This is a genomic window from Bacteroides sp. HMSC067B03 (assembly GCF_001811315.1).
GTDB lineage: Bacteria > Bacteroidota > Bacteroidia > Bacteroidales > Bacteroidaceae > Bacteroides > Bacteroides faecis.
Map to the genome: position 1 here is coordinate 1 of NZ_KV804285.1, position 14,166 is coordinate 14,166.

Annotated in this window: 11 protein-coding genes; 1 reads left to right on the plus strand and 10 read right to left on the minus strand. The window is 38.0% G+C overall.

The genetic code is table 11. From position 1 onward, the window contains the following. The 10 genes from HMPREF2794_RS03530 to dnaE all read right to left on the minus strand — a co-directional run. Positions 1-916: DUF4369 domain-containing protein (locus HMPREF2794_RS03530; RefSeq protein ID WP_139147231.1), on the minus strand; the 916-nt coding region annotated here is incomplete at its 3' end. Positions 917-984: 68 nt separating this feature from the next. Next, positions 985-1,254 (minus strand): hypothetical protein, encoded by a 270-nt coding sequence (locus HMPREF2794_RS29235; protein WP_139147232.1) that lies wholly within the window; start codon positions 1,252-1,254, stop codon positions 985-987. A 54-nt stretch (positions 1,255-1,308) separates the two neighbouring features. Further along, positions 1,309-2,850: a vitamin K epoxide reductase family protein gene (locus HMPREF2794_RS03540; protein ID WP_070750928.1), complete on the minus strand. Its 1,542-nt coding sequence runs from the start codon at positions 2,848-2,850 to the stop codon at positions 1,309-1,311. Positions 2,851-2,891: 41 nt separating this feature from the next. After that, positions 2,892-3,830 carry a glycoside hydrolase family protein gene (locus HMPREF2794_RS03545; RefSeq protein WP_070750930.1) on the minus strand — a complete coding sequence of 313 codons (939 nt, stop codon included), beginning with the start codon at positions 3,828-3,830 and terminating at the stop codon, positions 2,892-2,894. Between the two features lie 2 nt (positions 3,831-3,832). Further along, a complete protein-coding gene (locus tag HMPREF2794_RS03550; protein WP_070750932.1) occupies positions 3,833-5,683 on the minus strand; it encodes a glycosyltransferase family 2 protein in 1,851 nt (616 codons plus the stop codon). Between the two features lie 230 nt (positions 5,684-5,913). Further along, entirely contained in the window at positions 5,914-6,546 is a 633-nt protein-coding gene (locus HMPREF2794_RS29405; RefSeq protein WP_227034840.1) for a hypothetical protein, read from the minus strand. Beyond that, on the minus strand, positions 6,519-7,688 hold the full coding sequence (locus HMPREF2794_RS03555) for a tetratricopeptide repeat protein (RefSeq protein WP_234076478.1): 1,170 nt from the start codon (positions 7,686-7,688) through the stop codon (positions 6,519-6,521). Before HMPREF2794_RS03555 ends, HMPREF2794_RS29405 begins: the two co-directional genes overlap by 28 nt. A 1,056-nt stretch (positions 7,689-8,744) precedes the next feature. Next, positions 8,745-9,080, minus strand: a complete 336-nt coding sequence (locus tag HMPREF2794_RS03560) for a hypothetical protein (protein WP_010539437.1) — start codon at positions 9,078-9,080, stop codon at positions 8,745-8,747. A 43-nt stretch (positions 9,081-9,123) separates the two neighbouring features. Beyond that, complete coding sequence (gene trxA, locus HMPREF2794_RS03565) at positions 9,124-9,438, minus strand: thioredoxin (protein ID WP_008759608.1); 315 nt, start codon at positions 9,436-9,438, stop codon at positions 9,124-9,126. Positions 9,439-9,506: 68 nt separating this feature from the next. Continuing rightward, positions 9,507-13,310 carry a DNA polymerase III subunit alpha gene (gene dnaE, locus HMPREF2794_RS03570; protein WP_070750934.1) on the minus strand — a complete coding sequence of 1,268 codons (3,804 nt, stop codon included), beginning with the start codon at positions 13,308-13,310 and terminating at the stop codon, positions 9,507-9,509. Positions 13,311-13,471: 161 nt separating this feature from the next. On the opposite strand from dnaE, the gene HMPREF2794_RS03575 reads away from it, so the two are divergent. Next, complete coding sequence (locus tag HMPREF2794_RS03575) at positions 13,472-14,158, plus strand: phosphatidylserine decarboxylase family protein (RefSeq protein ID WP_008759606.1); 687 nt, start codon at positions 13,472-13,474, stop codon at positions 14,156-14,158. Positions 14,159-14,166: the final 8 nt, after the last annotated feature.

A 14,166-nucleotide genomic window follows, 5' to 3' on the forward strand; every position in this document is an offset into this window, starting at 1 on the left:
TCAGTTCTTTTCGTTTCTTAGAAAGCGTCTCGAATATATGATTTTTAAATGTTTCTCCTGACATTTGAGAAAGCTTATTCATACGTTCTTGATCTCTTTTATGTTCCTCTAAAACGGCAAGCATCCATGGAGTATTTTTCAGTGTATCATCAGCCAACGCATATAATTCTTCAAAATCGGGTAAATAATAATTCATTTTATAACAATACAAACGCCCGATTCCATTATGAATATTTTGCTTTATGAATTCTTTACGTATTGCCCTTCTTGACATTCCAAGCATTTTATTTATACTATCAGATTTAAATTGCATACCATCATACTTCTTCATAGTCTTTTCAAATTGTCTCAGAGCATCATTCAAAGGCGTACCAACTACACTCAGTGAGTCTAAAGATACTTGTATTTTTCCCGCATCCAAGAATAATTCTACAGAACGTGTAGGCTTGGGATAATTACCCACTGCTAATATTGAAGGATTATAGTCATTTACCTTTCCTCGAAAACAGAATTTACCATCTGCCACCATTACCGTATCAACATGCTGGATCTTCTCCCAATCGGTAGCCTTGAACGTAAATAACATGGCAAGTTCACCATTGTAGGCAGGGTTTATTGTTCCATAAATTACATATTCATCGGGTTGCAAAGGGGCTTCTTCTGGTTTATTTACAGTCCAAAAGGTCCAAATACCATTTCGTGCTCTTTCACCAAAATTCATGATAGCATTACGCACAGATATGACTTCACCGAATCCATCAATCTCACCATCTCCCATTTTCTTTGCTGTAAATTGATAATCAGCTTCTTTAGAATCTATAAAACAAATCGTTGAATCGGGTGACAACATTTCCTGTCCTTTTACAGATATAGGAGAAAATAGTATTATAAAAAATAAATATATTACATTTTTCATACATCGAATTATTTATCATAAAGGGAAACATTTGCCTTGAAAATGTTTCCCTTTTAAATTTCATAAGGCTAGTTTATACCAGATATAACACATTCACATCCAATTGTTTTTTTGCATATTCTTGGTTTCATTACAAATGAACCATTAGATGAATCATAATGTCTATAAGGAGCACAAGTACCAGAGCATTTTGTCTGAGGAGGATCAAATGAAATATATTCTTCATAACAATTATCGCCAGTTTGTCTGGCGAAGGAGTTTCCTCCCAATATCTGTTTCATTTCTGAATCAGACATCTTCTCTACATGTAGTAGAGTCATTTTGGATAACTTTTTCATGTTTGTAATTTATTAAATTAATAATAGCCGCAACGTGCAGCAAATATTACTATTCTAAATATCTGTATCTAGGAAAAAAGATAAATTTTCTATTGTATATTGAGGAGGAAGTAAATATCCATTAACTAAGATTGTTGGAGTAGCCACTAGATGCGTATACCTTTTCCATTGTTCATGTTTTTCCAACTCCTCTTCCACTCCTTCAAAGCTAAAATTATATTTTGCTATAAAATCATCCGAATGATATTTACCTTTCTCATACCAATCTTTATATATTTCATCTATTTCGCCAGATTTCCCATTTAGATATGTTGCAATCAAAAAACGATTACTATCTAACAAGTCATCGCTAAAAGCTGAAAAGATATATTGCACACAAAGTTTATCTGCATTAATAGCCAACATCTTCTTTACTCTCGTATGCATCTGTCCACAAGGCTCACAGTGCGGATTAGTCAATATAGTTACTTTTAACTTCGCTTTTGAATTACCAAATACTATTTTCGTTGTATCTTGTGTTTCAAAATAGGGTTGTGATTTTAATAGAGCTTTAAATACATTATCAGAATTCTTTAATGCAGTAAATCCTTGTTCAAGCAATTCCAATCTATTAGAATGAGCTATTTTCATAGTTGATATATTGATCAACAAAACGATAAATACATAAAATGAGCCAATCGAAATTGATGGTATGATACTTAATGAAGATTCATTAAAACATACTCCCAATATATTAGTTAAGAAAATAGCCCACAACAATACTTGAACTATCAAACATAGCATACACCACTGCCTAACTTTTTTATATTGATACCAGACACTCCAAACTGTATAAGGAAGAGCAAAAATATTAATTATTGCTTGATAAAAGATATATTTGGGGAATAAAATAATCAATAATAGATTTGCAATAAAATAACCTAATCCTATCTCACTCCAACTAAAAATTCCAACCTTGGCCGCTGGCATTTCCAAAATATTATTACAATCTCGTTGATGAAATAAAGAACAAATTTTATCTGCATAATCACTTTGTCTCTTTTCTTGTTTCAATAACAGCAAATACGATATAAATATGCCAGCTAAATTGATTAAAGATAACATAGTTCCATATACTCCAATTTGTTCCATATTTGCATACCATGCTCCAAGAAGAAAAAGAGAAGGAATAATGCATAATAGAACTGTTTGAAGTTTTTTCACTAAAGTTATCATCAAATGTTTTTTATAATCTGGTTCTACGGAGTCTACAGCAGGTTCTGCAAGAAGCGCAACTCCAGACCATACCTCTTTAAAATTATCAAAAGAGTTTTTTATCTCAATACTTCTCCAATCATAAGTAACATTATTCTCTGAGATAGCTTTAACTACGACAAATTCTTCTCCAACATGAGCAATAAAAGGAGGCACAAACTGCCTTACATTTTTATCAACAGAACGTACTCCTTCATTATAAACACCATAAGTTTTTAACATATGAGAAAGTCCATACAAGGAATCACGATAAGGATGGATTCTATATAATTTATCTGAAAAAGCTGCAGTATGTTTTACTTTCAGAGCAGTAAGAAATTGTGTAAATATAGTATTTTTCATTTGATAAGGTCAAATAAATTAGTTAATAAGAAAAATAGCCATTACATTTTCATAACCCATGTACCAATTTTGGCTAATTTACTATTCATCATATATAAATCAAAATCAATATCTAAAAGGAGTTTATCTACCAATACATCAAGCTTAGTAATTAACGGAGATAGTGATAGCGGCATATTAAATAGCCAATACCAATTTAATTCTGATTCAAACATTAAACTCTCATTCATTACATCCATATGAAAATTTATGCTTTTGACTTTTACCAGTAGCTCTTTAGTAATTCTATCTTCCGGCAATAATGAAACAACGTTCTTCAATAAAACAATATTTACATCTCTATTTCTATTAATTGACTGTAGCGCACATTCCAAAAGATAATCATATAAAGGATAAAATCGACACTTATCGGCAACAAAACCAGATAACTTAAACAAAACGAAAAGAATTGAACTTATTAATAAAATCCTTGACGAGTCATCTTTTATTTGTCCCAAATCAATCGCCTCAACTGCATCTATAACCTTAAAAATCCATTGCTCCTTCTGAGAATCAGCAACATCTTCTACAGACAAACGATCTAATAAATACAAACCTGAAGAATAGATGGGATAATCAGCATTCATATCCTCCATTAGCGTTTCTTTTACATCACATAACAACTGCTCGTCTAAAACGTCTAAAATTTCTGAGGGATCGCCTTCTACGTACTTTTCCTTTATAATTCGGCACATTGCACAACCTATTCCAGCTAATCCACGTTCATAATTTCTTGGAATTGCGTCATTCATTTTATTATAAATATCATCAATTATTTCATCTGCGATATTTTCATAAAACTGGTTATTTACAAATCTAGAATATCTATACATAAATAACGCCAATCCTATTTTACCATATAAAAAGCCAATACCGTCCGCATTATTCAGATTTGCAATAATTGTATTGGAAATTTGAAGTAATATTCTTTTTTCTATCATAATTATTGATTCTTTTTGTATGCTATTACTTTTCTAAAGAACTCTATAAGCTGAGGAACATGATAGTCGAATGAGAATTCCATTCTATGTCTCAACATATTAACACGTAAGCGAGAGAGCATTTCTACATCTCTTAATTTAGTTACCAACTCTTCATAATTATCAAATAGGACACCAATATCCAGTTTGTTTATACAATCTTGAATCGCGACTAAAGCATTAGAGTTATTTTTCATCATAACTGGCAATCCAGCAGCAGCATAAGTGCTAATTCTGGCTGGTATATTCAAATCATCCCAACCAACTTTAAGTATATCATTATTATTATAGCTATTAAAACAATGCAAACAACCGATATCGTATTTTGAAAATTCTTTTGTCCAATTATCAGCACTCACGTGAGCATGAACATGAAAATGATTTGGTGCAATACGCATCCATTTTTGTTCAGCGCTAAAACGAGATTCATAATAATTTTCAGTATATGAATGAACATGAATATTATTGTCTGCCAACAAAGCCAACCCCTCATCCTCTATGCCAATCATGCGCCCGGCAACAAGAATATGTATAGCATTATCATCTTCCGAAAGCTTTTTTGAAAAATTATTTTTGAAATAATCAGCTTTTGGCAAATCCCCATCTAACACCATAGACAATCCATCTTTATCAATTATAAACTGGTTATACCACGATTGGGTCAATTCGTTCAAATAGATTTTTCCTGTTGAAAACGTATATAAATACATTAATTCATTCCATGTACCTTCTCGCAAACAGATAAATGGTCCTTCCTTAAAATGCCAAACAAATGGAATTTGACGAAACTCTCTCAAAACATTATAGGCAAATGAAACAGCACCTGAGTTTAGCATTGCATAAATAACATCTGGCTTTATTCTTTCCACTTCATCTTTCCACCGAGATATATTTAGATCTTCCACATGCCCAAAAGGCAAATGTCCAACAGTCGAAAAACTATATTGCGGCTCTGGCAACCACAGTCCATACAATTTATGACCAGCTTGCTCTAAAGCATAAACACGTTCTGGGTTATAAGATAATTCACCTACTATTAAAATTTTCAATGATTGCTCACATACAGAAATCTTGTCTCTATAGGAATTGTATAAGCTATCCTCATTTATAAACTTATATTTAGAAACTCTTAACTTAATAGGATCCTGTACATGATAATATCCCCTATATTTATTTAATCCACCACCATATTTTTCCGCTATTAATCTATGTCTTTGATAAGGATGGTTTGTCCAATAACAAGTTATCTTTTGAGTCATTGAAAACAAACCTTTGTCAGCTAATTTATGCCAAAACATCGCAAATAAATCATTGGTAATCCATTCTTTTCGTTCTAACCAGCGATCTAATGTTTTCCTATGCGCTGTCTGGACCAATTGCATACTAAATCCCTTTTTTATTCCTAAGCTTTCGGTGTCAGAAACGTTAAATAAAGAATCTTTCGCGTCATATCGTACACCAGAGTATGCTAAGACAATATCCTCATTTTTATCAAACTCTTTTCTTAAAACCTCCAAATGGTCTCTAAAATAGTAATCATCTGATGGAAGATAAGCAATATAATTATAGGTTGCTTTCGCAATTCCTTTATTCAAGGAATATCCTAACCCCTCATTTTGGGCGTTTTTCAAATATATGATTCGTTTATCTTCTAAAAAAGAAGAAACAAATCGGTCTGTATCATCTACACTACCATCATTTACAATCACCAACTCCCAATGTAAATACGTTTGTTGAAGCAAACTAAAGATAGCACGTCTAATAAAAGCCGCCTGATTATAAGTAGGCATAATAACTGAAATACCATCAACCATAATAATCTAATATAATAACATTAATACTAACATGTTACATAAATATTGATTTATCGACTATATATTTTAAACCAATGTTATTCAAAGAATGATTTATCAATCTATCATCAAAAGTTCAATTTATTACCACAAAGGTGACAAGGAAATATTGGAAATTCATTATAAGAAACTATTAACAAATGCAAAATAAGACAGATAAAAGCATCCTGCTAGCAATATTACGCCGCAATTTACACATCATTTAACGCTTCGATCAATTTTACACCTTTATTTACCTTCATTTTACCTAATAATGACTTACTTCTTTTATGTACATTAACAGAAGTGCATCCCCATATATATGCTATTTCCGAATACTTAAAATCCAGCTTTACCAAACAACAAAAATGTAGGTCATCTTCCAACAACCACTCATATTTTTTCTTTAATCTTCTCACAAAACCCATAGATACTTGATCAACTTCATTAATCAATATTTCCCATTCTTCCGAAGTCATTTTTTCTATTTTATCTGGACTATTCTTATTACTTTTACAAATCTCACATAATTTTATACAAACAGGAGTAGAAGATAAAAGAGATCTCAAATTCAACGTTCTTAGTCGTACAACTTCTAAATCCTTTTTTTGAAGTTGAATATTCAATTCATTTTGCATTTCTCTTTGTTGTTCTAATAGTTCCTTCATACAACTTTCTAATTGGCATTTCTGTTGCATATCATATTCTAAATTTTGGTAATTCCAGTTCATTTTCTTTATCTGTTCTTCTTTTTCGACTAGCTCTTTTTCTAAATCCTTTATATTACATAATAAAGACTTGGTATTACCAACCAATTCTACAACTCTTTCATTCTTTTTTTCCACTTTAATAATAAACTAACAACAAAGAAGAGCAATAAAAGTAATATTACTATTAAAGCAAAACGCAATAGGATCAAATATGATTTATAATGCTCCAGTGATTGACTATATGTAATATCTTTAAATAAAGATACTAATTGAACAGGGCGCTCTAACAGTTTTATAGAATCTTTATAAGCTACATATTTCAATTCATATTCAAGTGCCTCATCACTATCACCTAAAGCCTTTGCTACTTCGGACAATCTCATGTACGCATTTGCGATTGTATAATAATTCTCTGAATAGAGACACCGATTTAAATAAATTCTTGCTGAGTCGTATTGCCCGGACTGAGCGTATGCACTACCCAATACAAGATAACAACCTTGCCTTTGCAATGTATCCCCATCAAACCCTATACCTTTATTTGCCCAGAATATAGCATCTTGAAGTTTCCCCTGATATTCAAAAAGATAGCCCAATGATCTATAAATAATATCCTTATTATAGCGATTTTCGAAATTTTCCGCGAGCTTTAAAGCACGTTTCAAGTATCCCTCTGCAATGTCATAATACCCCTCACCATTCTCAATGTAAATATCAGCACGATTCACTAAGGATGTAGCCAAACGCAATGAATCTTTATGTGCTTCCGCTAATTCCATAACTTGTTTATAAAGAGAATCTGCGGCTTCCTGCAACCCATTTTCCCTACATAAGAATCCTAAATTACTTCGCAAAAGAATATTCAACTCATAATCTTTTGCTTTCTCAGCCAAAGGTATTGCTGTCAAAAATTCACGCACAGCTCTCTCGATATCATCTCTATCCTGAAAAAACCTTCCCCAATAATAATGTGCTTTAGCTTGCTGAAGTACATCACCGAAAGAATCAAAATAATCTACAGCTATGCGAATTAATGAATCATTTGTATGAGTAACACATTTTTCATCTGCTGCTTGAGTCAGTAGTAAAGCATACCAAGCCTTCGATAATTCCGTATCCAAACAGGAAGGAGTAATATCTTCGAGTATAGTTAATGCACTATCTACATGTCCGATCTGTATCAAGGAATCCGCACTCAATAAAGGGGAAATTGGCCTATCTGTTGTAGAAACACAAGAGATAAGTAACATGAACAATATCCACCAAAAATTTTTCATTCCTATTTGTGTGTTATTCCTATTTACAAAATCAATTGATAAATACTAATACTCCGCACATAATTTCTTATAGCGTTACATATTTACAGGCACAAAGGAAAGAAAAAGGTAATAAAAACAAGGAAATATACAAACCAATAAAGGACAAAATCTATTCATTTATCACTTTTCAGTTATCTCTTTCTCCTAACTTAAAAATGCAAACGTTGCTATGATTTTTACATCGGCTCTACCGTTCCAAACAAGTTAACTCAACTCTGAAATAAGAATTTACACAACACGTATATACACTACCGTTTTCCCAATCCCATATTTCTGAATAACTCCCTTTTCAATGAAAAGATTCAATTGCCGTATAGCCTATGTTTTATTCATTCCGGTGATAGCACAATAATCTGCCCGATTGATACAAGGATATTTCTCCCCAAAGTCCTGCAATCTTTTCAAACGAATAGATGGAGAGAACACCTCTTTGCCTGTTATAAACTCTGGCTTAACGTGTTTAACAGTAAGTGTTCGTATTTTATCTTACCGACATCTTCATCGTTCCACCCGGGTGAACAGTACATATCACCCGGGTGAACAAGTCGGTTCACCAAGGTGTAATGATCTGTTCACCCGGGTGGAACGATGAAGATACCGATAAGTTAACGCAATGATGTATATAGGATAACGTATGAGATACAGTGACTTAACATACAAACAACTGTCGGTTTTCAACAGATATAACGGCCCATATCTGATGTACTTACTATGATGCGAGAGATAGGAATGAGAGATAACCGAAAATAGGTGGTTTTTGCCATAAAAACAATGAGAGATACCTTTCCGGAAAGGTATCTCTCATTCATTACATCATTGATTATCAACAACATAAGTAGATCACAGTGAGACCGTGAGACTAAAATTATTTTTTTCTTTCTAAGAGAGTGCCAATTTACTTGGCAGAAAATACCGGAGAGCGAAAGCATAAGGATAGAAAAAGACATAGCCTGAAAGACGCGAATCTTTCAGGCTATATTCCTTTCATTTATCTACAGTGGTGACTAGCGACAATTAGTCCACCTGCCCCAGAGAGTTTCCATATTCCATTTCTCCCTGAACCACAAAAAGGATTTCTTCGGGATCATATTCTCCCATGTCGTCCTTCTTGGCTTCTTTCACGATGTAAGCTACGACCTCTTCCAAGTCGATGTTTACGTAGCCGTCGTTATCGGGCTGAGCGTCAAGAATGCCACTTTCTGAATAGTACTCGTCTATCAGATCGAGAAAATAGTACAGTTCATCATCCTCGAACTTCTCTTTCAGTTCCTGAGGCAGATAGTTCTTGATAAACTCGACGGTCTTTTCGTCATCGGCATCTTCTAATAAAAAATCATCTTCCAGTCCCATGGTTGTAAGTATTAAGTAATAAGTATTAAATATTAGACAAAGTCTAGAGAAGGTTCTTCACTTTTTCCACGAATACCGGTTTGGCGACTGCGCCTACCTGCTTGTCTACAATCTCACCATTCTTGAAGAACAAAACAGTAGGAATGTTGCGGATACCGTATTCGGCAGCCACATCGCTGTTATCATCCACATCGCATTTACCGATGATGACTTGTCCTTCAAACTCCGCAGCCAATTCTTCAATAATAGGAGCCACCATTTTACAAGGGCCACACCAGGGAGCCCAAAAATCCACCACAACAGGCTTTCCTTCTGCAAGGATTTCCTTATAGTTGCTGTCTGTAATTTCTAAAGCCATTTCTTTTTAAGTATTAAGTATTAATTATTATGTATTACTTCGTTTGTAGATTTGCGCTACAAAGATAATCAATTTATACGGAATCCAAGTTCGGGGCGCTCCTTTAAATATGTTATTAAATCTCTGCCTACCGAAAGCCTGACCGGACGGGAAATCAGATCGACCGACATACGGCTGTCCGTATCGTCCGTCACCTTGAAATAGAGTTCTGTATTACCGGGATGTTCTTTGGTCAAAGTCGCCAGCTCGGTAATAAGTCCCGAATTTAACACTGACAGAGGAATGATAATGGTGATCTTCTGCACCAGTTCTTCTTTCACATCGGGCAGAAGTTCCATTGAAGTGATCTTGACTTCCAGTTCGTCCTGCCGCCATTGCTTGGCCTGACAACGGGCTTTGATATACAGGAACGTGCCTTCATTCAGATATCCCTGATAAGTCACCCAGTCATTTCCCCAGAAAGGTATTTCCGTAGAGCCCGAATAATCTTCGATCTTGGCAATGCCATACGGATTACCATTCTTGCTGACTCCACGACGGACACTGGTCACAATGCCACCCATTGTAATCTCCCGGCCTGCCAAAGCCGCCTTATCTTCCAAATCTGCCATACGGGTATTGCAGACGTGATCCAGCACAATCGCGAACTCATCCAGCGGATGGGCGGAAAGGTAGATACCTACCAGGTCGCGTTCCTTGTTCAGACGTTCGAGGTCGCCCCAGCGCTCTACTCCCTGAGGTATTTCGGGGGTGGCGATATCGACGACATTCGCTCCGCCGAACAATGAATTGATGGCAGCTCTTTTGTCTTCCTGATAGCGGTTACCGTATCGCATTAAGGTCTCGAGGAATACTTCGCCCTTAGAGTTGACGGCAAAGTACTGCTCCCGCTTCAATTCGGGGAAACTGTCGAAACCTCCCGCCAACGCCAGACATTCCATATTCTTTTTATTGCAGGCATTCAGATTGACACGTTGTACGAAATCAAAGATACCTTTGAATGGTCCGTTGGCATTACGTTCTTCTACAATGCTTTGCACGGCAGCTTCGCCTACGCCTTTCACCGCTCCCAGTCCGAAACGGATATTACCGTCGTGGTTGACCGTAAACTTCAGGTTACTCTCATTCACATCCGGACCGAGCGTCTGGATACCCATTGCCTTGCATTCGTCCATCAGCTTCGTGATATCGGTAATGTTGGACAAACTTCGGCTCATGACAGCCGCCATGTATTCCGACGGGTAGTTCGCTTTCAGATAGGCTGTCTGATAAGCTACCCAAGAGTAGCAAGTAGCGTGCGATTTGTTGAACGCATAAGAGGCAAACTTTTCCCAGTCGGTCCAAATCTTTTCAAGTACTTTCGGGTCATGCCCGTTCTTGCGTCCGCCTTCGATAAACTTAGGCTTCATGTGATCCAGCTTATCACGCAGCTTCTTACCCATCGCTTTGCGAAGAGCATCGGACTCACCACGGGTAAAGTCCGCCAGCAGACGTGACAAAAGCATCACCTGTTCCTGATAGACCGTAATGCCATACGTATCTTTCAGATATTTCTCCATCACCGGAATGTCATATTCAATCGGCTTACGGCCATGCTTACGGTCGATGAAGTCCGGAATATAATCCATCGGACCCGGACGATAGAGGGCATTCATAGCGATCAAATCTTCGAAGGTAGAAGGCTGCAATTCGCGCAGGTACTTCTGCATTCCGGCAGATTCAAACTGGAATGTTCCGATGGTACGTCCGTCACTATATAATTTGTAAGTTGCCGGATCGGTAATATCGATCTGGTCTACGTCTATCTCCAGACTACGACTCAGACGGATATTCTCAACCGCCTCCTTAATAATAGACAATGTTTTCAATCCGAGGAAGTCCATCTTGATCAATCCGGTATCCTCGATCACCGAACCTTCATACTGGGTAACGAGCATCTTTTCGCCCGTTTCCTTATCGTCGGCCGTACTTACAGGCACCCAGTCGGTAATGTCGTCACGACAGATAATCGTACCGCAGGCATGCACACCGGTACCACGAACGTTACCTTCAAGCATTTTGGCATACTTAAGAGTGTCTCGCACCAACGGGTCGGACGATGCCTCAGCCGCTTGCAGTTCGGGGACGTATTCGATGGCATTCCGCAGGTTCAACTTCTTGTCCGGGATTTTATCCGGCACCAGCTTTGCCAGACGGTCGGACTCCGAGAGAGGAAGTTTCTGTACACGGGCAACGTCTTTGATAGCCAGTTTGGTAGCCATCGTACCATACGTGATGATATGCGCTACTTTTTCCTGACCATATTTATTGGTTACCCAGCGAAGCACTTCACCACGACCGTCGTCATCGAAGTCCACATCGATATCGGGCAACGAAATACGGTCCGGATTCAAGAAACGCTCGAACAGCAAGTCGTATTGGATAGGGTCGATCTTGGTGATACCCAGACAGTAAGCCACTGCCGAACCGGCAGCCGAACCACGTCCGGGCCCTACCGATACGCCCAGTTCCGAGCGTGCGGCATTGATAAAGTCCTGCACTATCAAGAAGTATCCAGGGAAACCCATCGTTTTCATGATGTACAACTCGAAGTTGAGCCGTTCTTTCACTTCTTCCGACAAAGGGTCGCCATATATTCTTTTCGCACCGTCAAATGCTAACTTTGCCAGATAGTCGCCTTCAAGTTTGATACGATACAGTTTCTCATATCCCCCCAGACGTTTGATCTTGGCCTGTCCTTCCTCTTCGCTCAGCACCACATTACCATTTTCGTCCTGTGTAAACTCATCGAACAGGTCTTTCTCCGTATATTTAGCACGATATCCTTCTTCTGTCCCGAAGTCTTCGGGAATAGCGAAGGTAGGCATGATAGGTGCATGGTCAATCGAATAATATTCGACTTTATCTAGAATTTCCAGCGTATTGCTTAGTGCCTCGGGAATATCTGCAAAGAGTTCATTCATCTCTTCACGGGTCTTCATCCATTCCTGTTTGGTATACAGCATACGAGTCGGGTCATCCAGGTCTTTGCCTGTACTCAGACAGATCAGACGGTCGTGCGCCTCGGCATTCTCTTCATCCACAAAATGGACGTCGTTGGTGCAGATCAGCTTGATATTATACTTCCGGGCATACTCCTGCAAGTATTTGTTCACATTTACCTGTAGCGGATAACATTCATGATTGGCACGGGGTACAGTCGCCTTATGGCGCTGCATCTCCAGATAGTAGTCATCACCAAACAGGTTCTTATACCATTGGATCGCTTCTTCGGCTTCGGCAAACTGCCCTGCGGTAATACGCTTCGGCACCTCGCCACCCAGACACGCCGAGCAGACAATCAGACCTTCGTGATACTTCTCCAGCTCACTGCGGTCGGTACGCGGACGCATATAGTACCCGCGCGTCCACGCGTGCGATACTAATTTAATAAGGTTATGATAACCTTTCTCATTCTTGGCAAGTACAATCAGGTGATAACCGCTTTGGTCCGGCTTCCCTTCTTTCAAGTCCATCGTACGGCGGGCGACGTACATCTCACAACCGATAATCGGTTTAAAGAGCTTGTTCTCCGCCTCCACGATCTTCGCCTTGCAGGCAGCTATCTCCGCCTCCTTATCCTCACACTCCACTGTGCCGGCTTCAATCCCTGCAATCCGCTTCTTCAGATCCTTGATTTCCCCTTTCGGACCGCTATTCTTCTTATTGACATAGTTCGTAAATTCCTTGATGCCGAACATATTTCCATGATCGGTCACGGCAATACCCTTCATCCCATTTTTCATGGCTTTATCTACCAGACGGGCGACACTTGCCTGACCATCCAGTAGAGAATATTGCGTATGAACGTGTAAATGAACGAAATCCTGCATAATGATAAGTAGTTAATTTGAAGGCATAAAATTACTACCTCCCGCGTTATAAACAAAAATAATCCTCAAAAAGTTATCAACACTCGCATTTCTCTGCTCATTTACTTGCTGTTTTTTTAAAATAAGTATATTTTTGCACACAATATCATTAAACAGCATTCATGGGCCGACTAAAGAAATTAAAAAAGATACGTATTCACCGCGAAGGAACACATATATTATGGGCTAGCTTTTTGCTATTGCTACTGATCAATGCGGCTCTTTACTGGGGAATAGATTGCAAAATTCCTTTTTATGTGGTAGCAGTAGCCAGTATTGCAGTATATCTGCTGATGGTTAACTTCTTCCGCTGTCCGATTCGACTTTTCGGGAAGGATACGGAGAAAATAGTCGTTGCTCCTGCCGACGGCAAAATCGTAGTCATTGAAGAAGTAGACGAAAACGAATATTTTCATGACCGTCGACTGATGATCTCTATCTTCATGAGCATCGTAAACGTACATGCGAACTGGTACCCGGTGGACGGCACTATTAAAAAAGTAGCCCACCACAACGGTAATTTCATGAAAGCATGGCTGCCCAAAGCAAGTACGGAGAACGAACGCTCTACAGTAGTTATAGAAACTCCGGAAGGAGTGGAAGTGCTGACCCGACAAATTGCGGGAGCCGTGGCACGCCGCATTGTCACCTACGCTGAAGTAGGAGAAGAATGCTATATCGACGAACACATGGGGTTCATCAAATTCGGTTCCCGTGTGGATGTATATCTGCCCCTCGGCACGGAAGTCTGTGTCAACATGGGACAACTAACGACCGGTAACCAAACGGTTATCGCCAAACTTAAATAATTCGGTCA

Coding starts and splice junctions, on each gene's coding strand:
- HMPREF2794_RS29235 (WP_139147232.1), bottom strand. CDS start 1,254: ATGAAAAAGTTATCCAAAATGACTCTACTACATGTAGAGAAGATGTCT.
- HMPREF2794_RS03540 (WP_070750928.1), bottom strand. CDS start 2,850: ATGAAAAATACTATATTTACACAATTTCTTACTGCTCTGAAAGTAAAA.
- HMPREF2794_RS03545 (WP_070750930.1), bottom strand. CDS start 3,830: ATGATAGAAAAAAGAATATTACTTCAAATTTCCAATACAATTATTGCA.
- HMPREF2794_RS03550 (WP_070750932.1), bottom strand. CDS start 5,683: ATGGTTGATGGTATTTCAGTTATTATGCCTACTTATAATCAGGCGGCT.
- HMPREF2794_RS03555 (WP_234076478.1), bottom strand. CDS start 7,688: ATGAAAAATTTTTGGTGGATATTGTTCATGTTACTTATCTCTTGTGTT.
- HMPREF2794_RS03560 (WP_010539437.1), bottom strand. CDS start 9,080: ATGGGACTGGAAGATGATTTTTTATTAGAAGATGCCGATGACGAAAAG.
- trxA (WP_008759608.1), bottom strand. CDS start 9,438: ATGGCTTTAGAAATTACAGACAGCAACTATAAGGAAATCCTTGCAGAA.
- dnaE (WP_070750934.1), bottom strand. CDS start 13,310: ATGCAGGATTTCGTTCATTTACACGTTCATACGCAATATTCTCTACTG.
- HMPREF2794_RS03575 (WP_008759606.1), top strand. CDS start 13,472: ATGGGCCGACTAAAGAAATTAAAAAAGATACGTATTCACCGCGAAGGA.